The organism is Curtobacterium sp. NPDC089991 (assembly GCF_044748425.1).
Taxonomy (GTDB): Bacteria; Actinomycetota; Actinomycetes; order Actinomycetales; family Microbacteriaceae; genus Curtobacterium.
This window is the reverse complement of sequence record NZ_JBIVGB010000001.1, coordinates 47,164-70,394: the sequence shown is the minus strand read 5'-3', so window position 1 is coordinate 70,394 and position 23,231 is coordinate 47,164. Positions and strand designations below refer to the sequence as shown.

At 70.8% G+C, this 23,231-nt stretch carries 23 protein-coding genes; 16 read left to right on the top strand and 7 right to left on the bottom strand.

Annotation, left to right across the window (positions count from 1 at the left end):
- The first annotated feature begins 54 nt into the window (after positions 1-54).
- Positions 55-1,482 carry an amino acid permease gene (locus ACIPV1_RS00305; RefSeq protein ID WP_402725534.1) on the top strand — a complete coding sequence of 476 codons (1,428 nt, stop codon included), beginning with the start codon at positions 55-57 and terminating at the stop codon, positions 1,480-1,482.
- Positions 1,483-1,494: 12 nt separating this feature from the next.
- Here ACIPV1_RS00305 and ACIPV1_RS00300 read toward each other — a convergent pair whose 3' ends face one another.
- Entirely contained in the window at positions 1,495-1,692 is a 198-nt protein-coding gene (locus ACIPV1_RS00300) for a hypothetical protein (protein WP_123292404.1), read from the bottom strand.
- Positions 1,693-1,819: 127 nt separating this feature from the next.
- On the opposite strand from ACIPV1_RS00300, the gene ACIPV1_RS00295 reads away from it, so the two are divergent.
- Entirely contained in the window at positions 1,820-5,302 is a 3,483-nt protein-coding gene (locus tag ACIPV1_RS00295; protein WP_402725533.1) for an SNF2-related protein, read from the top strand.
- 60 nt (positions 5,303-5,362) lie between these two features.
- Here ACIPV1_RS00295 and ACIPV1_RS00290 read toward each other — a convergent pair whose 3' ends face one another.
- Positions 5,363-6,142 carry an aldo/keto reductase gene (locus tag ACIPV1_RS00290; protein WP_402725532.1) on the bottom strand — a complete coding sequence of 260 codons (780 nt, stop codon included), beginning with the start codon at positions 6,140-6,142 and terminating at the stop codon, positions 5,363-5,365.
- A 56-nt stretch (positions 6,143-6,198) separates the two neighbouring features.
- Between ACIPV1_RS00290 and ACIPV1_RS00285 the strand changes: the two genes are divergently transcribed.
- From ACIPV1_RS00285 to ACIPV1_RS00265, 5 genes are all read left to right on the top strand, one after another.
- Positions 6,199-7,113 carry an HNH endonuclease family protein gene (locus ACIPV1_RS00285; RefSeq protein WP_402725531.1) on the top strand — a complete coding sequence of 305 codons (915 nt, stop codon included), beginning with the start codon at positions 6,199-6,201 and terminating at the stop codon, positions 7,111-7,113.
- A gap of 76 nt (positions 7,114-7,189) precedes the next feature.
- A complete protein-coding gene (locus tag ACIPV1_RS00280) occupies positions 7,190-7,855 on the top strand; it encodes a GPP34 family phosphoprotein (protein ID WP_402725530.1) in 666 nt (221 codons plus the stop codon).
- Positions 7,856-7,932: 77 nt separating this feature from the next.
- On the top strand, positions 7,933-8,736 hold the full coding sequence (locus tag ACIPV1_RS00275) for an SDR family oxidoreductase (RefSeq protein ID WP_132100622.1): 804 nt from the start codon (positions 7,933-7,935) through the stop codon (positions 8,734-8,736).
- Positions 8,737-8,840: 104 nt separating this feature from the next.
- A complete protein-coding gene (locus ACIPV1_RS00270) occupies positions 8,841-9,257 on the top strand; it encodes an SseB family protein (protein ID WP_402725529.1) in 417 nt (138 codons plus the stop codon).
- Between the two features lie 384 nt (positions 9,258-9,641).
- Positions 9,642-10,328, top strand: coding sequence for a hypothetical protein (locus tag ACIPV1_RS00265; RefSeq protein WP_402725528.1), 687 nt, complete (start codon positions 9,642-9,644; stop codon positions 10,326-10,328).
- A gap of 10 nt (positions 10,329-10,338) precedes the next feature.
- Here ACIPV1_RS00265 and ACIPV1_RS00260 read toward each other — a convergent pair whose 3' ends face one another.
- The 3 genes from ACIPV1_RS00260 to ACIPV1_RS00250 all read right to left on the bottom strand — a co-directional run bounded on the left by ACIPV1_RS00260 (position 10,339) and on the right by ACIPV1_RS00250 (position 15,384).
- Positions 10,339-13,833 carry a TM0106 family RecB-like putative nuclease gene (locus ACIPV1_RS00260; protein WP_402725527.1) on the bottom strand — a complete coding sequence of 1,165 codons (3,495 nt, stop codon included), beginning with the start codon at positions 13,831-13,833 and terminating at the stop codon, positions 10,339-10,341.
- 88 nt (positions 13,834-13,921) lie between these two features.
- Positions 13,922-14,422, bottom strand: a complete 501-nt coding sequence (locus tag ACIPV1_RS00255) for a hypothetical protein (RefSeq protein WP_132100626.1) — start codon at positions 14,420-14,422, stop codon at positions 13,922-13,924.
- Between the two features lie 50 nt (positions 14,423-14,472).
- Entirely contained in the window at positions 14,473-15,384 is a 912-nt protein-coding gene (locus ACIPV1_RS00250; protein ID WP_194673274.1) for a hypothetical protein, read from the bottom strand.
- A 78-nt stretch (positions 15,385-15,462) separates the two neighbouring features.
- Here ACIPV1_RS00250 and ACIPV1_RS00245 point away from each other — a divergent pair, with 78 nt between their 5' ends.
- Positions 15,463-15,705: a hypothetical protein gene (locus ACIPV1_RS00245; RefSeq protein ID WP_402725526.1), complete on the top strand. Its 243-nt coding sequence runs from the start codon at positions 15,463-15,465 to the stop codon at positions 15,703-15,705.
- Positions 15,706-15,812: 107 nt separating this feature from the next.
- Here ACIPV1_RS00245 and ACIPV1_RS00240 read toward each other — a convergent pair whose 3' ends face one another.
- The gene (locus tag ACIPV1_RS00240; protein WP_402725525.1) at positions 15,813-16,067 is read right to left on the bottom strand and encodes a DUF1653 domain-containing protein; all 255 of its coding nucleotides are present in this window, start codon (positions 16,065-16,067) and stop codon (positions 15,813-15,815) included.
- A gap of 32 nt (positions 16,068-16,099) precedes the next feature.
- Here ACIPV1_RS00240 and ACIPV1_RS00235 point away from each other — a divergent pair, with 32 nt between their 5' ends.
- The 4 genes from ACIPV1_RS00235 to ACIPV1_RS00220 all read left to right on the top strand — a co-directional run bounded on the left by ACIPV1_RS00235 (position 16,100) and on the right by ACIPV1_RS00220 (position 18,748).
- Positions 16,100-16,699 (top strand): TMEM175 family protein, encoded by a 600-nt coding sequence (locus ACIPV1_RS00235; RefSeq protein WP_123939279.1) that lies wholly within the window; start codon positions 16,100-16,102, stop codon positions 16,697-16,699.
- Positions 16,700-16,948: 249 nt separating this feature from the next.
- Entirely contained in the window at positions 16,949-17,701 is a 753-nt protein-coding gene (locus ACIPV1_RS00230; RefSeq protein ID WP_402725524.1) for a hypothetical protein, read from the top strand.
- A 91-nt stretch (positions 17,702-17,792) separates the two neighbouring features.
- Positions 17,793-18,272, top strand: coding sequence for a co-chaperone YbbN (locus tag ACIPV1_RS00225; protein ID WP_194673272.1), 480 nt, complete (start codon positions 17,793-17,795; stop codon positions 18,270-18,272).
- On the top strand, positions 18,269-18,748 hold the full coding sequence (locus ACIPV1_RS00220) for a DUF4395 domain-containing protein (protein WP_402725523.1): 480 nt from the start codon (positions 18,269-18,271) through the stop codon (positions 18,746-18,748). The genes ACIPV1_RS00225 and ACIPV1_RS00220 overlap by 4 nt, the downstream gene beginning before the upstream one ends.
- Positions 18,749-18,895: 147 nt before the next feature.
- On the opposite strand, the gene ACIPV1_RS00215 is transcribed toward ACIPV1_RS00220, so the two are convergent.
- The gene (locus ACIPV1_RS00215; protein WP_402725522.1) at positions 18,896-19,837 is read right to left on the bottom strand and encodes an ADP-ribosylglycohydrolase family protein; all 942 of its coding nucleotides are present in this window, start codon (positions 19,835-19,837) and stop codon (positions 18,896-18,898) included.
- 91 nt (positions 19,838-19,928) lie between these two features.
- Between ACIPV1_RS00215 and ACIPV1_RS00210 the strand changes: the two genes are divergently transcribed.
- From ACIPV1_RS00210 to murQ, 4 genes are all read left to right on the top strand, one after another.
- Positions 19,929-20,579 carry an NrtR DNA-binding winged helix domain-containing protein gene (locus ACIPV1_RS00210; RefSeq protein ID WP_402725521.1) on the top strand — a complete coding sequence of 217 codons (651 nt, stop codon included), beginning with the start codon at positions 19,929-19,931 and terminating at the stop codon, positions 20,577-20,579.
- Positions 20,580-20,588: 9 nt separating this feature from the next.
- Positions 20,589-21,176 (top strand): hypothetical protein, encoded by a 588-nt coding sequence (locus ACIPV1_RS00205; RefSeq protein ID WP_402725520.1) that lies wholly within the window; start codon positions 20,589-20,591, stop codon positions 21,174-21,176.
- Positions 21,177-21,365: 189 nt separating this feature from the next.
- Positions 21,366-22,262, top strand: a complete 897-nt coding sequence (locus tag ACIPV1_RS00200) for a MurR/RpiR family transcriptional regulator (protein ID WP_402725519.1) — start codon at positions 21,366-21,368, stop codon at positions 22,260-22,262.
- 8 nt (positions 22,263-22,270) lie between these two features.
- Positions 22,271-23,194 carry an N-acetylmuramic acid 6-phosphate etherase gene (gene murQ / locus ACIPV1_RS00195; protein WP_402725518.1) on the top strand — a complete coding sequence of 308 codons (924 nt, stop codon included), beginning with the start codon at positions 22,271-22,273 and terminating at the stop codon, positions 23,192-23,194.
- Positions 23,195-23,231 lie beyond the last annotated feature (37 nt).

Genomic DNA, 23,231 nt, shown 5'->3' with positions numbered 1-23,231 from the left:
GGTCCGGCTGGCGGGCGGGGTGCACTGCGCCGCCGCAAGGTGCACGATGGGCGGGTGACGACGACGACACGCACGCTCTTCCGACGGAAGCCCATCGAGACGATCGATGACGACACCGGAGCCGAGGGTGGCCTGAAACGGCACCTCGGCCTCTGGCAGCTCACCGCGATCGGCATCGGCGGCATCATCGGCGCGGGGATCTTCACCCTCGCCGGCACCGTGGCGAACGGCGTCGCCGGTCCAGCGGTCCTCATCAGCTTCCTGGTCGCCGGCGTCGCGAGTGCCGCCGCAGCGTTGTCGTACGCCGAGTTCGCCGGCCTCATCCCGAAGGCCGGCAGCGCGTACACGTACGGCTACGCGGTCCTCGGCGAGATCGTCGGGTGGTTCATCGGGTGGGACCTGCTGCTCGAGTACACCGCGATCGTGGCGGTGGTCGCGATCGGCATCTCCGGCTACGTCGGGTTCCTGGTGGGCCAGTTCGGCATCGACCTGCCCGCGTGGATGCTCGGTGCGCCCGGCACCGGCGACGGCCACGTGATCGACGTCTTCGCGATCGTCCTGTGCCTCGTCACCGCGTTCGTGCTCACCCGCGGCATCCGCAGTGCTGCCCGGTTCGAGTTCGTCGCCGTCGGCATCAAGGTCGCGCTCGTCGTGCTCATCGTCGTGCTCGGCGTGTTCCACATCAACAGCGCGAACTACTCCCCGTACTTCCCGTTCGGCTTCGGTGGCGTGATGACCGGCGCCGCGACGGTGTTCTTCGCGGTGTTCGGCTACGACGCCATGTCCACCGCGGCCGAGGAGTCCGTCGACGCCCGCAAGCACATGCCGAAGGCGATCCTGCTGTCCCTCGGCATCTCGATGGTCCTGTACGTGCTGGCGACCCTGGTGCTGACCGGGATGCAGAAGTACACGGACATCGACCCGGCCTCGGGCTTCTCGTCGGCGTTCGCGTCGGTCGGCCTCGGTGGTGTCGCGAACGTCATCGCGATCGGTGCCATCGTCGGCATCGTCACGGTGCTCGTCACGTTCATGCTCGGCGCCAGCCGCGTCTGGTTCTCGATGAGCCGCGACGGCCTGATGCCGAAGTGGTTCTCGAAGACCGACCCGAAGCGCCACGTCCCGACCCGCGTCACGTGGATCCTCGGCATCGCATCGGCGATCCTGGCGGGCGTCCTGCCGATCGGCGTCGTCGCCGAACTCACGAACATCGGGATCCTGCTCGCGTTCGTGGTGGTCTGCTCCGCGGTGATCGTGCTCCGCTACCGCCAGCCCGACCTCGACCGTCAGTTCCGGCTGCCGTTCATGCCCGTCATCCCGATCATCGGCGTCATCGCGTCGCTGTGGCTCGTGACGTTCCTGCAGTGGGAGACGTGGGTGCGGTTCGCGGTCTGGTTCGCGATCGGCCTGGGCGTGTACTTCGGCTACTCGCGGAAGCACAGCAAGTTGGCGGCCGGCGAGCCGTCCGACGCGACGAAGCCGTAGCGAGCAGGCGCCCTAGCGTCCGCTCCAGCGCACCCAGCCCTGCACCTGCGCCGCAGCGCTCTCGAGCGAGGAGTGCGCCCCGTTGATCGAGTGGTCCGGCGAGTCCACCGTGAACTGGTCCGTCCGGGTGACGTCGCAGACGACCTCGGAGCCGAGCCACACGTTCCAGTGGTCTGCGGAGTCGTGCACCCACCGCAAGCGGTCCGGCATGAGCGTGTCCAATCGAGTGGAGAGCGGCGAGCAGTCGTCGCCCGTCCACGCAGACGGTAGCCCTGCTCGATGTGTGCCGTTCGGGTCGGCGGCTCCGCGCGTCGGTGGCACCTGGCACGATTGACCCGTGCCAGCAGCCCCGATGATCGACGCCGTCGACGTCATCCGTTTCGTCGGGCCGCAGACCTTCGGTCGCGCACGCGACGTCGTGCGCGCCGGTCTGGTCGACGATGCCGTCTGGAACGCCGACGACGGCACCGTCACGGCGACCGTCTCGGGCACCGCCGACGACCCGTACGAGTGCCGCATCGACATGACCGTGGCGCGCGGCGACTTCATCCGCCCGGTCCGCAGCTCGTGCAGCTGTCCCCTCGGCGGGGACTGCAAGCACGTCGCCGCCGCACTGCTCACCATCAACGCGCGTGCCCTGGCCGCCAACGCCGGCCCGCGTCCGGAAGCGCCGGCTCCGCCGCCCTCGGACTGGAGGCACGACCTCGCCCGCCTCGCCGGTGACGACGAGCAGGCGGTCGCCCCGCAGGGCACCCGGATGGGTCTGCAGTTCGAGTTGCGTGACGCGGTCCCCGCCGCCCTCGCGGCCCGCGCCCGGGCCGCCGGCCGAGCCCTACCGGCGCCGTCCCGCACGGTCCGGCTCGGGGTCCGACCGGTGACCCGCAGCGATGCCGGCAACTGGGTGCGCGGGCAGCTCACCTGGGGCACGCTCCCCTACTCGCAGAACCGCCTGGGCCTCGGCGCCGAGCAGCACGGGTGGTTCATGCAGCTCGCAGCCCTGCACCGTGCGGGTCAGCTCGCGGGGTTGCCCGGCGAGAGCGACTGGCTGCACCTCGACGACTTCCGCAGCCCGCTGCTCTGGCCGTTGCTCCGGCAGGCGTCGGGGCTCGACATCGCCTTCGTGACCGGCAAGCGCGAGGGCGGGGTGGTCCTCGGCGAGCAGGCCCAGGTGCTGCTCGACGTCTCTCGGCCCGGTGTCGCCCGGCACGACGACGCCGTGGTGATCGGCGCGAGCGCGGTGCTCGACGGCCGCCCGGTCGTCCCCGGTGCGGCACGGATGGTCGGCGACCACGGCGTGTACGTGTTCCGCGAGAGCCCGGAGTTCACCGTCGGGCTCGCACCGACCCCGGCGCCCGTGCCCGAGGACCAACGGCGCATGCTCCTCGAGTGCACCCGCATCACGGTGCCGACGGCAGAGGTCGACGAGTTCCTGGCCGACTGGTCGCCCCGGCTGCGCGGCGCCCTCGGGCTCGTCAGTTCCGACGGGTCGGTGGAGCTGCCGGAGCGTACCCCGCCCGAACTCGTGCTGACGGCGACGTTCGAGCCCGCCAGGGCACCCCGCACCGACGACCGGGTGCACCTGCACTGGCGCTGGCACGTCGACGGGCGCAAGGACCCGGTCTCGCTGCACGGCCCGCTCCCCGACCTGACCGGGCTCCGCGCCGCGGACGATCCAGCCAGCACCGACGACCGAGCCAGCATCGACGACCCGGCCAGCACCGACGTTCCGGCCGGCACCGAGGCGGCGACTGCCGACGCCGACGTGCCCGCGGCCCTGGAACCCGCCACGTCGACAGCGCGAACCGACGACGCGACTGCGGGCGAGCCTCCCGTCCGCCCTGCCGGACCCGGTGGCGGACTGGACTGGTTCCAGGACGGCACCATCGACGGGGCCGACGTCGCGGTGTTCGCGAACGAGTTCCTGCCCGAGTTGCCGGCGCTCGGCGTCCGCACGGTGGTGCAGGGTGAGCGCCTCGACTACGAGCGGTTGAGCGGGCGGCCGCACATCCGCGTCACGACGATGCCGTCGGACAAGCACGACTGGTTCGACCTCGGCATCATCGTGAGCGTGAACGGCAAGCAGATCCCGTTCACCCCGCTGCTCACCGCGCTGGCCGGTCGGCAGCGGCGACTCAAGCTCGTGGACAACTCGTACCTGTCGCTCGCCGATCCCGCGTTCGACCGGCTCAAGGAACTCATCGACGAGGCCCGCGACCTCGACGAGTGGCAGCCCGACCAGCCGATCCAGGTGACGCCGCTGCAGGCCGGGCTGTGGACCGAGTTCGACCTGCTCGCCGACGAGACCTCGCACGACGAGCGCTGGCAGGCGATCACCGCGGGGCTGATGGGGGCGACTCCCCCGGGTGACGTCCCGGTGCCGGACACCGTGCACGCCGAACTGCGGCCGTACCAGCACGCCGGGTTCGCCTGGCTGTCGTTCCTGGCGGCGCACGGCATCGGCGGGGTGCTCGCCGATGACATGGGCCTCGGCAAGACCCTGCAGGTGCTCGCGATGGTCGCCGCCCGTCGAGCCGCCGAGCCCGACGGGGCGCCGTTCCTCGTCGTCGCGCCGACCTCGGTCGTCGGCAACTGGGTGGCCGAGGCGGCGAAGTTCACGCCGTCGCTGCGGGTGGCCGCCGTCACCTCGACATCGCTGAAGGACCCCGGTCTCGTCGCCCGCACGGCCTCGCAGGCCGACGTCGTCGTCACCTCGTACGCGCTGCTCCGGCTCGACTCGCAGGCGTGGACCGACCTGCCGTGGTCGGCGCTCGTGCTCGACGAAGCGCAGTTCGTGAAGAACCCGCAGTCGCAGACCCACCGAGTGGCATCCGAGCTGCAGGCGCCCGTGAAGTTCGCCATCACCGGCACCCCGCTCGAGAACGGGCTCACCGACCTGTGGGCGCTGTTCCACATCGTCGCGCCCGGGCTGCTGTCCACCTGGACCCGGTTCGGCGACGACTACGTGAAGCCGCTCGCTTCCCCCGAGCTCCGGGGCGAAGCGCGCCAACAGCTCACCGCGAAGCTCCGGCGGCGGATCCGGCCGCTCATGCTCCGCCGGACGAAGCAGGCCGTCGCCGCCGACCTGCCGCCGAAGCAGGAACAGGTCGTCCGGGTCACGCTCGACCCCGCGCACCGCGAGCTGTACGAGCGCACGCTCAACCGCGAGCGACTGAAGGTCCTCGACCTGATCGACGACCTGTCGAAGAACCGGATGATCGTGTTCCGGTCGCTGACGCTGCTGCGGATGCTCGCGCTGTCGCCGGCGTTGGTCTCGAGCGGGTCGGACTCGCCCCTGTCGCCGTCGACGCCGATCCCGTCCGCCAAGCTCGACCTGCTGCTCGACGAACTCGAGCAGCTCGCGGCAGAGGGCCGACGCGCCCTGGTGTTCAGCCAGTTCACGTCGTTCCTGCGGATGGTGTCCGATGCCCTCGACGATCGGGGCGTCGGCTACGAGTACCTCGACGGCTCGACGCGCAAACGCCCACAGGTGATCGAGCGCTTCCGGCAGGGCACCGCGCCCGCGTTCCTCATCTCGCTGAAGGCCGGCGGCTTCGGGCTCACCCTGACCGAGGCGGACACCGTGTTCGTGCTCGACCCGTGGTGGAACCCCGCCGCCGAGTCGCAGGCCGTCGACCGCACCCACCGCATCGGGCAGACCCGGTCGGTGAGCGTGCAGCGCTTCATCGCCGAGGACACCATCGAGGAGAAGGTCCTGGCCCTCGCCGCGCGCAAGGCCGAGCTGTTCGCCACGATGATCGACGACGACGCCCTGTTCGCCGACGACCTGACCGCCGACGACATCCGCTCGTTGCTCGCCTGACGCGCGGGTGCGGTCAGGCGAGCGCGAGCGCGCCTGTCGGCGGGCGGGCGGGCGGGCGGGTCAGCGGGCGAGCGCGTCGATCGCCGTGACCTCGTCCGCCGACAGCTCGATGCGGGCACCGGCAGCGTTCGACCGGATGCGCTCCGGGTTCGACGACTTCGGGATGACGACGAAGCCGTGCGCGACGTGCCACGCGACGATGACCTGGGCGCTGTCGGCGTCGTGCTCGCCCGCGATGTCGAGCAGCGTCGGGTCCTGCAGGTTGCTCGCCTTGAAGGGGCTGTAGCCCTCGAGCACGACCCCGCGCTCGGCCAACCCTTCAGCGATCGTCTTGTCGTACTCGACCGGGCTCCACTTGATCTGGTTCACGGCGGGGGTGGTGCCGGTCGCGGTGACGAGTTCGTCGATCTGGTCGAGCGAGTAGTTGCTCACACCCACGGCGCGGGTCAGTCCGTCGGCCTGTGCCTGGAGGACCTGTTCCCACACGTCCGGGCGGGCCTCGCCGTTCGGCGGCCAGTGCACGAGCCAGAGGTCCAGGTGGTCGAGGCCGAGCTGGTCGAGGCTCTCCTCGATCGTCTCGCGCACCCGGTCGGCGTTGTCCGGCGGCAACTTCGTCGTCACGAACACGTCGTCGCGGGCGAGGCCGGACTCGGCGAGGGCCTTGCCGACGCCGCGCTGGTTGCTGTAGCCGGTGGCGGTGTCGATGTGGCGGTACCCGGCCGCCAGTGCTTCGCCGACGGCGGCGGGGGCCTCGCCATCGGGGATCTGCCAGGTGCCGAAGCCCAGGAGCGGCATCGACCCACCGGTGACGGACACGGACGGATTCGCGTAATCGGTCATGCGGACCTGTCTACGCCGTGGCCGTTCGGCCGTTCAGAGCGTGGCGGTCCACGGCCATGTCCGAGGTCTCCGCCATGATCGTCGAGGCCACCCCGGCCGGCTCCACCGCACCACAGCACCACCGCACCGCTGCACCGCCGCCCCACCAGGAGTTCCACGCACCCATGACGTCCCGCCGACGCCGCCGCACCCGCATCAGCCTCACCTCCGTCCTCGTCGTCCTGGCCCTCGCGGTCGGTGGATACGCGCTCGACGCCACCGGCGTCCTCGGACCGGACGCCGACGCGGCCGCCGGGCCCACGTCGGTCGCCACGGCCACGGTCGGCACCGAGAGCGACGCACCGGAGCCGAGCCGGGCCTCCAGTCCGACAGATTCGACGGATCCGACGGACCCGACCGTCAGCACGTCGACCGACACCGACGCTGCGGACGCCCGCGCGCTCCTCGCCACGCTGCCCGTCAAGGGCAAGGCCGCCGGCACCGGCTACGACCGCACCGGCGAGTTCGGCAGCGCGTGGATCGACGTCGACCACAACGGCTGCGACACCCGGAACGACGTGCTCGCGCGCGACCTCAGCGGCATCGTGCGCCAGGGTCCGTGCAAGGTGGTGACCGGCACGCTCGTCTCGCCGTACACCGGCGCGACGATCGACTTCGTGCGCGGCAACACGACCTCGACCCTCGTGCAGATCGACCACGTCGTCGCGCTCGAGAACGCCTGGCGCACCGGTGCCCAGCAGCTGAGCCAGTCGGAGCGGGAGGCCCTGGCGAACGACCCGTCGAACCTGTTCGCCGTCGACGGCCGGTCGAACTCGCAGAAGCGCTCGGGTGACGCCGCGACCTGGCTGCCCGCGAACAAGGCCTTCCGCTGCACCTACATCGAGCACCAGGTGTCCGTGAAGGCCGAGTACCGCCTGTGGGTCGCGCCGGCCGAGCGCGATGCGATGGAGCGGGTGCTCGGCGCCTGCTGACGTCGGGCGGTCTGCCGCCGCTGAGTGTCGACCTGGAGGCCCGGCGCACCTCCGCCCCGCGTGGCAGGCTGCGGACATGGCTGAGCAACTCACGGTCCCGCAGGCGTTCGCGCTCCTCCAGGTCGAACCCGACGGCCGCAAGTCCCTCGACGGGCAGACGCTGGACACCGGTCTCGCGGGAGCGGTCCTCGCCGACCTGGCGCTCCGCGGTGCCGTCTCGCTGCAGAACGGCCTGGTCACCGTCGTCGACGGCGCCGCCACGGGCGACCCGGTGCTCGACGGTGTCATCGGCTCGATCGCGGCGTCCGGATCGCCGCGCAAGGCGAAGTGGTGGGTGAGCCGGCTCGGGAAGCAGCGGCTCCGCGACGACGTCTTCGCCGGACTCGTCGAGCGAGGGATCATCAGCGTCGAGCAGGGCAAGGTGCTCGGGCTCTTCCCCACCACGAAGCACCCGGAGCGCGACGGAGCGCCGGAGGCGCTGCTGCGATCGGGCATCGCGGACGTCCTGGCTCGGCGGGCGACCCCGACACCGTTCTCCGCTGCGGTCATCGGGCTGCTCGACGCGACGAACACGCTCCGCAAGCAGTTCGGCGCGGTCGACAAGGGACTGGTGCAGGAGATCACCTCGGGCACCTGGGCGAGCCCCGCGGTGAAGGCCGTGCTCGAGGAGATCCAGGCCGCGGCGATGATCGTCATCATGGCGGCGACCACCGCGACGACGACCACGGTCATCACGAGCTGACGTCGCCAGCACACCCTGCAAAACGACAGGTGTAGCCTAAAGAGAATTCATCGTCGAAGACCTCAGGAGGCCTCCCCATGCCCGAAACCACCACCAGCACGTCCCGCTTCGCCGACCGCGTCGTCCTCATCACCGGCGGCGGCTCCGGCCTCGGACGTGCAACCGCCGTCCGCCTGGCAGCCGAGGGCGCTGCGCTCTCCCTCGTCGACGTCTCCGAGCAGGGACTCGAGTCCTCGAAGGCCGCCGTGCTCGAGGCCACCCCCGACGCCCAGGTCCTGACCACCGTCGCCGACGTCTCCGACGAGGCCCAGGTCGACGCCTACGTCGCAGCCACCATCGAGCGCTTCGGCCGCATCGACGGCTTCTTCAACAACGCCGGCATCGAGGGCAAGCAGAACCCCACCGAGTCGTTCACCGCCGCCGAGTTCGACAAGGTCGTGTCGATCAACCTGCGTGGCGTGTTCCTCGGCCTCGAGAAGGTCCTCAAGGTCATGCGTGAGCAGGGCTCCGGCATGGTCGTGAACACCGCGAGCGTCGGCGGCATCCGCGGCATCGGCAACCAGTCCGGGTACGCCGCCGCCAAGCACGGCGTCGTCGGCCTGACCCGCAACTCCGCCGTCGAGTACGGCCGCTACGGCATCCGCATCAACGCCATCGCCCCCGGAGCCATCTGGACGCCGATGGTCGAGAACTCGATGAAGCAGCTCGATGCGGAGAACCCCCGCAAGGCCGCCGAGGAGTTCATCCAGGTCAACCCGACGAAGCGCTACGGCGAAGCCCCCGAGATCGCCGCCGTCGTCGCGTTCCTGCTGTCCGATGACGCGTCCTACGTCAACGCGACGGTCGTCCCGATCGACGGCGGGCAGTCGGCCGCGTACTGAGCCGCACCGGTCCGACGCCCGGCGCACCTCCTCGTGCGCCGGGTGACGGCCTGGAGGCGCGGCTCGGCCCCGGCGTGTCCGTCCAGCGTGACAGCATGGTCGGCGTGAGCAACGACGAGACGAACGGATCCGCCTTCGGCCGAGGCGTCGACAAGACCCCGCCCACCGCGGCCGCCGAACTCCGCCGCCGGATGGCAGCCTCGCCGGCGGGCTTCCTGCGCAGCGCGGCGTGGGTCCCGTGGAAGCCGTCGGGGACTCCGGAGGCGGGCAGCGTCGCCCACGTCATGATCCGTGACAAGCCGTTCGTGCCCGTCTTCACCGACCCCGCCGAACTCGCCGCTGGCCTGCCCGACGCCGAGGGGCGTCCGGTTCCGATGTCCGAGCTCGTGGCCGCGCTGCCCCAGGAGTTCGGCATCGTGGTCGACCCGACGAGTGCCGAGGCGGCGAACTTCCTGCACGCCGACGTCCTCGCCCAGATGCGGGTGCAGATGCAGGGTGGCGTCCCGACGGCCGACGACTGAGGCCCCTTCCGAGCGAGTGCGGGGGCAGGTGCCGGCGGCATGCCGTCGTCATTCGACGAACGCTAGAATAGGCATACCAATCAAGCGCCGGGAACCCGTGATCGTACCGGCCCGCAGGGTTCAGCCGTGGCCAGCCCGTCAACCCAGTTCTGGGGATCGCTCACCTCCGCGTCGACCACCAGGATGGGTTCGTCGTACTGAACGGACGGGGGAACGACGATGCCGTTGGGCGGGCCTGGACCACGAGATTGGTCCCCTCCGGAGTACTCGTCAGGGCCCTCGCGAAGTGGTGCGCGCAGGCTGCCGACACTCCACGCACCATCGCCGCTGCTGAACGCGACGCCACGCAGGCGGACGAGGCCCTGGGCCTTCGCGACGCTCTCCATGCTGCTCGGTGCCGGCAGCGTGGTCGTCGCACTCGTCGAGCCGCAACAGTCGGGGATCCAGACAGGATTCATCGTGTCGACCATCGGCATCTCGGCGATCGTGTTCGGCGTGCAGGCCGTCAAGACCGCACGATGGGGATCGGCTGCTTCGCGAGCGTTCGGTCGCGGAGGGGCGATCCTCGGCAGCGTCGGGACGGCGCTCATGGCGTACGCGGTCATCGGGTCGGCCTTGGCCGGTTCCGGCGTCCACCTGCCGGCGCTCTCGCTCCCCCTCGACAGCCGGAGCACCTCCATCGACGCGACGGTGGTTCCGCAACGGTCGGCACCCGCCGCACCGGCGGAGACCGCAGCGCCAGCAGTGGCCCCAGCACCCGCCCTGCCACCGGCGGCGACGACTGCCGACACCGAGCGGTCGGCCGTCGTGCAGAGCGCCGGAACGCTCGCCTTCGTCATGAAGCAGTCGTTCGGGACCGGTCCGTTCCCACCGTCGCTGTCGGTCGGGATGAGCGCGCCGGAGCGGATCCTGCTGCCGGACGGCACCGGGCTCGCTGCCGTCCCGGACGGCGCCCGCGTGCTCTACTCGGTCGCACCGGACGGCTCCGCGTGGTCCGTCACGATCATCGGCGCCGAGTTCGGTGCCGTCGCGACCTACAGCTCCACGGTCGGCACGGTCGAATCGGGCTGACGCACGCCGGTCAGTGCCGGGGCTCGACGAGCTCGATGAAGCGGGACAGCAGCGACAGCCCGGCGATCGACGGCGGCAGCCCCGTGGTGAGCGCCGGCGAGTGCACGAGGTACGCCGCCCACTTCGCCCGCGAGATCGCCACGTTCAGCCGGTTCGGCATGAGCAGGAAGTCCAGCCCGCGCGGGATGTCGGCTGCACTCGACGCTGCAAGGGACACGATCGACACGACGGCCTCGCGGCCCTGGAACAGGTCGACCGTGCCGACCTGGGTGCCGGTGAAGCCTGCACGGTCGAGCTCCTGACGGATCAGGGCACCCTGCGCGTTGTACGGGGCGACGACGATGACGTCCTCGTCGGTCAGGGCGCGAGCGTCCGAGCCGTCGGTCCAGGTCCGCCCGACGACATCGCCGACGAGGGCCACCACGCGGGCGGCTTCCTCCGGTGACGAGGTCGTGTTGCCCGCGTGCACGACCGGCACGGGGTGCACGCCCGCGTCGATGCCGTCAAGGTGCCGACCGGACACCATCGACGCGAGCTGCCCGTCGTAGGACAACGCCGACACGGACTCGGTGAGCGCCGGCTCCATGCGCCGGGTGCGGGCCAGGAAGTAGCCGAACTCCGGCGGCAGGACGTGCTCGCCGTCGGCCAGCCAGCCCAGCGCCGACTCGTCGACGGGCTCCGGGTGCGAGCCCTGCGAGACCTGCGGGAGCTGCTGCGGGTCCCCCAACAGCAGGAGTCGGGTCGCGGCGATCGAGGACGCGATGGTCGGCGCGAGCGAGAACTGCCCGGCTTCGTCGACGACGAGCAGGTCGAGGGAGCGGCGCTCGATCGTCGACGCGTTCGCGAACGTCCACGCGGTCCCGCCGACGACGCCGCCGGTGCCGGAGGCCTCGCACGAGGACAGGAACGCGGCGACGGCAGCACCGTTCTTCACGGGCGTCCACGCGGCGGCGTCGAGTTCGTCCTCGGTCGCACCGGACTTCGGCACCTTCACGACCCGGTCCGCGGGCACGCCGGCGTTCACGACCGAGGACAGGAAGTTCTCCGACGTCGCGTGGGACTGCCCGACGACCCCGACCCGCCAGCCGTACTCGCGGACGAGCCGTGCGACGACGTTCGACCCGACGTAGGTCTTGCCCGTGCCGGGAGGCCCCTGGATCGCCAAGTACGAGTGGTCGAGGCCGAGCAGCGTCGCCACCACGGCGGACACCGTGTCGTCGCCCTGCACGGGCACGATCGCACCGCGCGGCGGCACCCGACGCAGCAGGTCGAAGGCCGGGTCCGCCACCATCGAGGGCAGCTCGTCGAGGACCTGCTGCCCCCACTCGGCGATCGCCTCGGGCTGCGGCTTCGCGCGGGGCGGTGCCGACGGCGCGAGCGCGACCGGGAAGTCGTGGTGCGGTTCCGCCCCGACGGGCAGGCCCTCCTTCACGAGCACCTCGACGGCGTCGCCGTTGTCCCACACGTCCACGATCACGGCGCGGGAGGACGCGCCCTTCGACCCGGGGCCCGGAGACACGACCGACGGCGGAAGCGGGTCGTCGTAGACGAGGTGGGGCGTGCCTCCCGGCCGGAGCCGCGAACCGGGCGCGAGCGTTCCCGACAACCGGAGCTCTCGCGACTGCGAGCGGGCACGCGGCAGCGTGTCCCAGTCTCGCTCGACGGACGCGCGCTCCACGACGAGGACGTCGCGGGTGTCGGCCCAGTCGTCGACCGGGTTGCGCAGGCGGTCGAAGTGGTCCTGCCAGAAGGTCTTCGCCTCGCGCCGGTGGTAGTCGATCGCAGCTGCGGCGAGCGCCAACGCGGTCTCGTCGGGCGTGCGGTCGAGGGCGTCGACGTCCTCCAGGTGTGACGCGAGCGCGACGTACACCGGGTTCGGCTCGCGCTCGACCGGGATCGGCGGGACCTCGAGTTCGAGTGCCGGATCCGCTGCGTCCGGGTCGTCGGTGCGCAGCGACCGGAGCCAATCGCGCAGGCGCAGGGTCGAGCGGCAGTCGTAGGCGTTGTAGTCGGCGACCTCGTCGAGCATGTGCTGGCCGGCGGCGGGGTCCCCGTTGCGGAGTTCCTCGATCGCGTCGACGTAGGCGGTGATGCTGTCGGCCGCGTTCGTCACATCGCTGAGCCGCAGGTCGTCGCCCATGTAGAGCGGCTCGAGCTTCTTGATCGAGTAGCTGTGGCTGCCGACGACCAGCGCCTTCCGCACGATCGGGTACAGGTCGACCAGGACGCCAGCGCGCAGCAGGTCGTCGACGGCCTCTTCACCGACCCCGTGCCGGGCGGCGAGCGACAGCAGGTGCGTCCGCTCGTAGGCGGCGTAGTGGTAGATGTGCATGCCCGGGTACTGCTGCCGACGAGCCTCGATGAACGCGAGGAACTGCTCCAGCGCAACTCGCTCGTCGCGGATCGTGTGCGCCCAGAACGAGGTGAACTCCGCGCGGTCGTCGACCAAGCCGAACAGGTAGTCGAGTCCCCAGTGCACGCCGTCCTCGGTGTGCAGCGGGTCGCCTTCGAAGTCGAAGAACACGTCGCCGGCGTCGGGTGCCGGGATCGCGTCGAGCGCGCGGGCATCGAGGACTTCGAAGCGCGGCTTCACAGGCTGGTCCGGCCCGTCGGCGCCGTTCCGTCGGGCGGTCTCCGTCTCGATCTGGAGGCTCGCCTGGCGCACCAGCCGATCCTGCGTCGCGCGGGACAAGCCCGGCACTGCCCGGGTGCGGACCGCCAGGTCGTCGATCGTCCGCACCTCGTGCTTGATGAGCTTCGCCCGCTGGTCGAGGCGCATGCCCGCGACGAGGACGAGGTCGCGGTGCTCGGCCACCTGGGTCGAGCAGATGGCGCAGCGCCCGCAGCTGGAGTACCGCGGGTCGCCCCACTGCAGTTCGGCGTCGGCAGTGATCCGCTCGGCGATCACGCGCTGCAGTTCGGCGCGCTGCGTGCGGTACACCGGCGCGATGTCGGCGAGGTCGTGCGTGGTCGTCGTCCGGTCGCCGAGCACCAGGTGCACCTGCGCCCCGGTGGGGATGCCGTGTGCCTGCATCTGCTCGGCGTAGGCGGCGAGCTGCAGCAGGGCGGAGATCTTGGCGTGCCGGGCGAGCTTGGTGTCGTAGACCTCGTACTCGCCCTGGTCGTTGCGGATGATGAAGTCCGCGAAGCCGATGAAGCCCGGGCTGCCCGCCGTGGGCGCCGCGTGGAACGTCGGCTGGTACAGGACGTCGGCGCCGTCGGCGAAGGCCTGTCGCGCTTCGGCTGCGGCGCGTGCGTAGTCCGGCGGGGCTGGGCGGTCGAACTCGACGACGTTCCGCGTGTCCTTGAGGATGTCGAGGTAGTCGAGCTCGTGCTGGTCCCCCAAGCGGGCGGTGCGCTCGAGCATGTCGTCGTGCGACTCCGGCAGGGGTTTCCCGCGACCGAGCTTGACGTCGAGTCGGCGCAGGAACGCCCATTCGCAGGCCGACCACGTGCTGAGGTCACTCGGGCTGAGCAGCACGTGCCCGTCGACGCCGATCTGCATGCGCTCCCCCTTGCTCTCTGGTGCCCTGCGAGCCTAGGGCCGCCCGCCGACACCGGCGCCGCGCGCGGTCAGACGGCAGCGGCCGGCGTCAGCGCACCTCCGCGGAGTCCCAAAGGCGGCGCGCCAGCCGACCGGCCTCAAGGACGGCAGGCCAAGCGACCACGGCGAGCAGACAGCCGTCCGTGACGGCGCGCGTCAGCGGAACGAGCAGCAACGGCACCTGCGTCCAACTCGCGAGCATCCAGCAGCCCGCGGCGATCCCGATGATGCACCCGAGACGCCGCAGTGCCGTGGAACCGGCCCGACGGGCGATCACCACGCCGATGGCGAGCGCGAGGACCGGCCCGAGCATGTGCGCAACCGACACCGACCAGTACACGGCCATTGGTTCCACATCGACAGCCATGCGACCAACCACCTGAACAGCCAGGGCACCGAGCGTCCAGCACACGAGCCGGTCTCCACGCCAGCTGAGCACGCCCCCGATCAGCAGCAGCACGATGCTCGCACCCGCCAACACGGCGGACGAGCTGGCCATCGGACTCTCGAAGAAGGTGCGGGTGAAGTCATCGGCTGCCTGGATCGTCACTCCGAGAGCCCCGAGCGCCCCGGCGCTTCGTCCGATCGACACAACGCGCATCAGTCCTCCGCTCCGGACCGGAACAGGTCGTCGTGCCGTGACATGGCTGTTCGACACACCTGTTTCCACGCGGGGCCGCGCTCGGACAGCATCGATGGCCATCGCGCCTCGTCGTCCTCCGCACGGAGGAGCGCGAGATCACGCTGGTCCAACGACGCTCGCACGGCTTCGCCGACGCCAGAGAACGCCCGGTCGTAGTACGCACCGTCCGTCTCCGTCACCCGCTCACCGCGGATCGCACGGACGGCCTCGTCGAACGTGTACTGGGAGCAGTTGGTCAGGAACTCCTGCTGCGCCGTCGGGGCAGGGGCGGATGTCGACGACGACCGCACCTCGGGATCCTCGCGAGGCGGATCGACCTGGGAGATCAGATCGCGTGGTCCGACGACGAACCAGTTCACGCCGCGCCGGGCTCCGCGTCCGTCCACGAGAGCGTCAGCCCATGACGGGAGGATCTGGTCGACGGACCGGCTGCTGCCGTACACACGAACGGAGACCGTGTCGGCCGCGTCCACGCAGTCGTAGCCACGCATCGAGTCCCAGAACGTCAAGTCGTCCTGGTAGTCGTCCCGGTCCTCACAGGGGAGCCCCGCAATGAGCACATCGGCAAGACGCTGCTGCGAAACGGTCTCGATGATCCGGGCGCTTTCCGTCGCCGGGCGAACGGTCGTGGTGGTCCGGGGCGTTCGGGTCGTCGTCGAGTCGGGAGCACCGCACCCGGTCGCGGCGACCGCGACGGCGCAAGCGCCCACCCAGATGAGCGAGCGCCTGCGCCGACGTGTCGCGATCAGCCCCACTGCACGCCCGCGACGCCCGAAGCAGTCATTCCCCGGATCTGCTTCGATGCCGCAACGTTGCCCCAGTTGATGACCACGCCACGGCGACCGGTCCCGCATCCCGACGCGGTCCACGTCGTCTGCGCACGAGCGTTGAAGCCCTTGCTCCACACGCAGACCCCGACCCGGCCTCGGTCGCGGTACCAGCTGTACGTGACCTTCGTCTTCGTGCTCGACCCGATGATGCTGCACCCCGACACGGACGTGAGCATCTTCGGGATCGCCGCGAACGCGCGGTCATGGCAGGGATTCTTCCGGCTGATCGAGTTTCCCATCCTCGTCGACCCGGGTCGCGTTCGCGGGGTCGAAAGTCGGGTCGACGACCACGTTGTCGGGAACGGCCGACGATGGGTCAGGTTCGGCCGCGACCGCCGGGCCAGCTGCCAGCAACGGTGAGACCACCGCGGCGACCGCGGCGACAACCAGCATTTGCTTCATGGTGTGCTGCACTGCACACCCCCCTCTCAGTCAGACAACCGCTCTGGTTGCCACTGCAAGGTATATCAATGTACTGACTGATATGACAAATCTGACGAGTCTGCTCTCCGTGCCGGCACGAACCGCGGGCCGTCGTACCCGTCGCGGGTGACGTGCGCCGTGAAGTCAGCGAGCGAGCGGACCCAGTGTCCCCGCTCCCCGTACAACGCCTGGTAGACGACGACCGGTTCCTCGGTCTCGACGTCACGGGCGACCAGCAGCACCTCGTAGTCGTTGCCCTTGAAGTGGCGGTACCGGCCAGGAGTCACGTCGTCGCTCACGCCCCGACACTAAGCGCTCCTACACTCGGGCCATGACCGAGCACGCTCGAACGGACCGCGGCCTCGACCGACTCGTCAACTTCTCGGACGCCACGGTCGCCATCGCGATCACGCTCCTGATCCTGCCGCTGGTCGACATCGCGAGCGAGATGTCCTCGGGCGAGAGCGCCGGCGACCTCCTCCGGGAGCACTGGCCCGCCCTGCTCGAGTTCCTCATCACGTTCTGGTTGATCTCGCGGTTCTGGATCCTCCACCACCAGGTCTTCGAGCACGTCCGCTCCTACAACGCCCGGGTCATGCAGCTGAACTTCGTCTGGCTCATCAGCATCGTGTTCCTGCCCTTCGCCGCGAACCTGCTCAACAGCGGCGAGAACGACGACCGCGTGGCGCACGCCCTCTACCTCGGCAGCATGGTCGTGACGAGCTTGGCCCTCACCGGCATCGAACTCGTGCTCCGACGGAACCCAGAGTTGCTCGCCACACCGCTGGGCGACTCGGCGCGAGGGCTCATCGCCGCGGGCCTGCTGTCGCTCGCCCTGATCCTGTCGGTGGTGTTCCCGAGCATCGGCCTGCTCTGGGCGCTGCTGTTGCTGTTGCAGGGCACCGTCGCCCGGCTGCTCCGACGGGTGTGAGCACGGTGCGTTCCGGTTCGGCTGTGTGCGGCCGCACTGCGGCACCCCGTTCGAGCGTGTGCCGCGTTCCGACCAGCCCCGCCGATCGGTGGCATGTTGCCTCGAACAGTACGTCTGTTCAAGCAAAGCAGAGGTCGGTCCGGGCGAGGCCCGAACCAAGACCACAGACCACGGCCCGAGCGGTGGGACCATGACCGCGCGATCTGCTTGACTGAGCAGCACGGGGAACGAGCACCACGGGGGAACGACATGACCGCACTGAGCACTCGCGAGCGGGACCGTCGCGCACAGCGCGTCTTCTTCGTCATCATGGCGGTCGTCATGGCGGGCGCGGACGTCTGGCTGCACTTCCACGCCGGCGTCATCCACCCCTCGGCCTTCTGGGTCCCCACGGTCGTCGGACTCGTGTACGGCGCCGTGGTGTGGCCGCTCGGCCTGCGTCAGGAATCGAGGTGGTGGCCGAACCTGGTCGGGGCGGGGTTCCTCGGTGGCTTCCTCGTCCTCATCGCGACGAAGACGTTCTCGCCGTACGCCTGGTTCCTCGCGGTCGTGATCGGGACGTTGCTGTTCCAGGCCGCCCTCCCGCCGAAACGACCCGCAGCGCGGGTCGCCGCCAGGCTCCCCCTGACCGACGTGCGACCGTGGACCGGCTCGGGAGTCACGGCCACGGCCGTCGAGCACCCCTTCGGCAAGAGTCGGACGAAGCCGGCCGTCGCCCTCACCACGCAGGACGGGGCCACCGCGTTGCTGGTGATGGAGCTCGCCTCGTTCTTCGACGGTGAAGCGGCGATAGCGGAATCGGCGAACGGCGAACAGCTGACCTTCCTCACCAGGAAGGGCGTCGCGGCGAAGTCGTCCATCCTCGACGACGCGACGCCGGGGATGGCCGACGGCACGCTGTTCCTGCACTCGGCGAAGAACGAGTCGCGGCCTTCCGCCGTCTTCAGCGAAGACGACGCCGCCGCGTTCGAGCAGTGGGTCCGCACGCTCCCCGAGGACTGAGCCCGCACCGAGCCCGGCGCGACGCGCACACCTCGGCGTCACATCCGTTCACGTTCGACAGCAGTTCGTCGGCCGGGCGTACGGTCTCCGTGTGACCGTCGGAACCGCAGTGGCTGTGCTCGTGGGGGTCCTTGCGCTCGCGACGGGCCTCGGTCTCCTGCTCCGCCACCGGACCGGTCGAGCCCGATCGGCGGGCACCGCCGCGTCGACGAGGCCGGACGCAGACGGCCTCGCACTCGACACCGACTACGGCACCGCCGCCACGTTCGTCCAGTTCTCCACGCCGACCTGTGCGCGGTGCCCGGCCACCCGGCGTCAGCTCGCCGTCGTCGCTGACCAGCACGAGGGCGTTCGCCGCATCGAGGTTGACCTGGCCGAACATCCCGAGCTCGCCCGGCGTTTCGACGTGATGCAGACGCCGACGGTCCTGCTGCTCGACGCCGACCGCTCGGTCCACACCCGCTTCGGGGGCCCACCCCGCCCACCGGAGCTCGTCGCAGCCCTCGACGCCGTCCTGACCACCGGCAGCACAGGCACCTCAGGAACCACCGGCACCCAGGAGTCCCGATGACCACCACGACCGACACCGACCGCGGCATCGACCCGCGCTCCCCACGCTTCGGCGCCGCGATCACCACGGTCCTGCTCGCCCTGACGATCGTCCTGACGCTGATCCCCGCGACGTGGGTCGTCGGCATCGTCCTGCTCGCCGTCATCGTGGCGCTCTTCGCAGTCGGCGGCATCGCCGGCATCCGCCGCCACCCGTACGGCGCGCTCTTCCGTCGCTTCGTCCGGCCGAGGCTCGCCCCGCCCGCCGAGCTCGAGGCTCCTGAACCTCCGACCTTCGCCCAGCAGGTCGGCCTGTTCGTCACCGCTGTGGCGCTGCTCCTCGCCCTGTTCGGCGTGCCCTACGCGGCACCGATCGGCGCCGCGGTCGCCCTGATCGCAGCCTTCCTCAACGCCGTGTTCGACGTCTGCATCGGCTGCCTGCTCTACGTGTGGCTGGTCCGCGCGGGCGTCTTCCGTCCGCGACGCGGCATCGCCTGACGGCGGACGACCGGGAGGCCCGACCCGCCTCCGCCCCGCCACACGCGCTGCCGACGTGGTCGATTCCAGAGCGGTGGGCCGGCCCCACGAGCACGACCGGCCCGACGGCGGAGGCTCCCCCCACGGCAGCCTCCGACGCCGGGCCGGTCAGACGGCGAGCGCCTGCTCACTGAGCGCGACGAGATCGTCGGCGCGCAGGTTCGGCCAGCCGTGCAGCAGTTCGCGCCACTGGGCCGGCAGCGTCGATGCGCCGTACAGCGCACCCGCGAGCCCGCCGGCGATCGCGGCGACGGTGTCGGTGTCGTTGCCGGTGCGGACTGCGCGGACCAGGGCGTCCTCGAGCGAGGAACTCTGGCGCACCGCGGCGTAGGCGGCCTGCAGCGCGGACACCACCCACCCGTTCGACTCCGTGAAGTCAACGGGCTGCGAGTGCTCGGCCGTGACGATCCGGTCCACCCACAGTCGGCGACGGTCGAGGTCGAGCAGGTCGATGCCACGCAGGAGGTCGAGCTCGCCGGTCAGCACCGCGTGCCGGATCGCCACGCACCATAGCACGCACGCGTCCCCCGCGTCGGACTCGTAGTGCGTCAGGTCGCTGATCGCGCGAGCCGCCGAGGCGAGCCGTTCCTCTTCGCCGACGTCGCCGTGCAGGTAGGCGAGCACCAACGGTGCGGTGCGCATGAGCGACCCGTTGCCGGCGGAGCGGCCCTTGTACTCGTGCTCCTGGCGGGCCGCAGCCCTCGCGACGGAGGCGACCCGCGCCTCCAGACCGGCCAGGACGTTGCGCGTCTGGATGCCGACGTCGGGCGCGTTGACCGACCACGCTGCCCAGGCGGCCACCAGGCCGTCAAGGGCTGGCTCCGACGCAGGGTCGCCGCCGCGGGCGACCGTGCGGAGGATCGGAACGGCCATGCTCGTGTCGTCGGTCCACTCCCCCGGCGCCCAGCCGAAGGAGCCGCCGCCGGTCATCGTGATCGGGGTCGGCTCGGGCACTGCCGGTCGGAACTCGTACCCGGCGCCGAGGGCGTCGCCGGCGGCGGAGCCGAGGACGGCACCGACTGCTCGGTCGTGGATCTGCGTGGTGGTCATGTGGACCTCCGGATCGGGTTTGCGCGATATTGCGTAAAACCGATCCTGCCCCACTCGTCACGTTTGCGCAAGTGTGCGTAAACTCACCCGCATGACCGACGAGTACCGCGACGCGAGCGGCCGACGCCTGACGGACTACCCGAGACCCTCCGTCGCCGTGGACACCGCGGTGCTGACCGTCCCCGCGGGCGGACCACTGTCCGTCGTGCAGGTCCGCGATGCCACCGAGGGCGACTGGCGACTGCCGGGGACGTTCGTGCACGAGGGTGAGCGGCTGGCTTCGGCCGTCTTGCGGTCACTCTCCACGAAGGCGGGCGTGACGGGGCTCGCGCCGAAGCAGTTGCACGTGTTCGACGATCCGGCGCGGGACGACCGTGGGTGGGTGCTGTCGGTGGCGCACCTCGACGTGGTGCCGGCTCGTGCTCTGGACCTGGACGAGCCCCAGGTGCGACTGTCGCCGGTGGCCGAGGCGCTCGGGATGGTGCACGGGCACGACGACATCCTCGAGTTCGCGGTCACTCGGCTCCGGTCCGTCTACAGCGATGCCCCGGATCCACACGGGCTGCTCGATGAGCCGTTCACGATGTCGGAGTTGCGGCAGCTGCACGAGGCGGTCCTCGGCGAGCGCCTGCTGCCGGACTCGTTCCGGCGAGCGATGCTGCCGAAGCTGGTCGCGACGGACACGAAGCGGGCGGACGGGCCGGGGAAGCCGGCGACGCGGTACACGGCGATCCGCTCGTAGGGTGGAGGCATGGGGGAACTCGAACTGACAGCACGCCGCGCCTGGCGACGGACGACCCTGCTCGCACTGATCGGAACCGTCGTCGGCGCGGTCATCGGCGGGCTGCTGGCCACGACCGAGTCGGGCGCCGTCGCAGTCCTCACCGTCGTCGGCTTCGGCGCATCCGTCGGAGGTCTGACCGGTACCTTCTCGATCCTCGCCACGACCATCGGGATGTCGACCGCGATGCAGGCCACAACGGCGGGGCTCTCCCCTGCCGGCAAACGCATGGTGACGCAAGCGATCAAGACCGGCAGCCCGATCCAGCCACCCGAGTCCGACCTCGCCCTCCGGGCACGCGAGCATGCTCGACTGCTCTCCACCTACCAGCCGCTCGCCCTCGCGCAGTTCCTCCTGCTCTACCTCGGCATCGCTGGCGCCCAGTTCCCGATGCTCGCGGACGAGGACGTCTCCGGCTCGGCGTTCCCCCGGTTCCTCTGCGCAGCACTGCTCATCACCGCACTGATCATGACGCCGATCCTGCTGCGAGCGGTTCGTCGGTCGCGGCGGTACCTGCGGGTGGCGACTGTCGTGGCATCCCCGGCCGCGCAGGCCTGACGAGCACGACCGCCCGGGTTCGCGTCCACCGCTCATCGAGGGAGCAGAAGACGTCGAGTCCGCTCCGGCGACTCGACGTTTTCTGCTCACTGAACGCGCGAGCCCCGCCGCGCAACCACCCGACCACGCGTAACACGCAATTTACTTTCACCCCTGGCGCTCGCGCACGAAAGACGCTTTCATAGCGGGATGACGATCACCGAGCGGCCCGACCGGGTCGAGCGCGCCGACGCCTTCGCCCTCGTCCGCACCCAGTCGGCCACGATGCCGTCGAGCATGCGCGCCATCGCCGACGCCGTCCTCGAGGACCCGGCAGCCGCAGCCACCACGAACGCCGCCGAACTCGCCGGCCGCGCGGGCGTCTCCCCCGCCACCGTCTCCCGCTTCGCCCAGCACCTCGGCTTCGCGAACTTCGCCGGCCTGCAGCGCAGCATGACCCGGGCCGTCGAACGGGGCATCCACGAGCGCGAGCACACCGAGATCCACGCCGGGGTCGCCGTCGACGACGACGTCGCCACCGTCATCGCGAAGGTCACCGAGGACGTCCGCGCCGTGATGGCCGACACCCGAGCCGCGCTCGACCCGCACGCGCTCGAAGCAGCGGCCGCAGCAGTGAGCAGCGCCCGCCGCGTCGTCCTGTACGGCGTCGGCGCGAGCGGCATCGTCGCGCGGGACCTGCACCTCAAGCTCGAGCGCATCGGCATCGTGAGCTCGATCGCCGACGACCCGCACAACGCCCTGACCCTCGCGAGCGTCATCGGTGAGCACGACGTCCTGGTGCTCGTCAGCCACTCGGGCTCGACCACCGAGACCCTCGAGGTCGCCCACGCCGCCGCAGCCCAGCAGTCGACGATCGTCGCCATCACCGGCCACGCCAACGCTCCGCTCGCCACCGCGGCCCACCACGTCCTGCTCGGCGTCGCCGGTGCCGAGAGCGCCCTCCGCCCCGCCGCCATGGGCAGCCGCATGAGCCAACTCGCCATCGTCGACGCCCTCTTCATCGTCGTCGCGCAGCGCACCGACGAACGGTCCCAGCCGCTCCTCGCCCGCAGCCGCGACGCCGTCCGCACCCACCACCGGAACTGAGCATCACCATGAACCAGACGCACGAAACCCACGACGCCCTCCGCGACGAGCTCGCCGCCCTCACCACCGAGGCGACCGACCACTCACTGGACGACATCGACACGATCTCCACGCTGGAAGCCGCCCAGCGCATGAACGCCGGCGACCGCAGCGTGCCTGCGGCACTGGAGCCGTGCCTCCCGGCCATCGCCCTGGCGGCAGACTCGATCGCCACAGCGTTCGCGCGCGGCGGCAGACTCGTCTACGTCGGCGCTGGCACGCCGGGCCGGCTCGGCGTCCTCGACGCCAGCGAGTGCCCGCCCACCTTCGGCACCGACCCGAGCCAGGTAGTGGGGCTCATCGCCGGCGGCGACATCGCCCTGACCACCGCCGTCGAGGGCGCGGAGGACGACGAAGCAGCGGCCGTCCGCGACCTCGACGAGCTCGGCCTGACGGCCGACGACGTGGTCGTCGGGATCAGCGCGTCCGGCAGGACGCCCTACGTGATCGCAGCCATCCTGGAGGCCCGTCGCCGCTCCGCCCTGTCGGTCTCCGTCGCGTGCAACCCCGACTCGGCCGCGGGGCGGGAGGCGGACATCGCCATCGACGTCGTCGTCGGCCCCGAGTTCATCGCCGGCTCGACCCGCCTGAAGGCGGGCACCGCGCAGAAGCTCGTGCTCAACATGCTCACCACGCTCGCGATGGTGCGCAGCCACAAGACGTACGGCAACCGCATGGTCGACGTGCAGGCGACGAACGCGAAGCTCGTCGCGCGGGCGTTCTCGCTCGTGCAGGACGTCACCGGCGCGCCTTCCGCCGAGGTCCAGGCGGCGCTGGAGGCCTCGGACGGCGAGGTGAAGACCGCCATCGCCGTGATCCTCACCGGTGCCTCGGCTGCTTCGGCCCGTGAGCGCCTCGTCGCCGCCGACGGTTCCCTGCGCGCCGTGCTGTAGACGCCCCCTTCCCCGCTTTCCTTCCGCTCGATTCCTT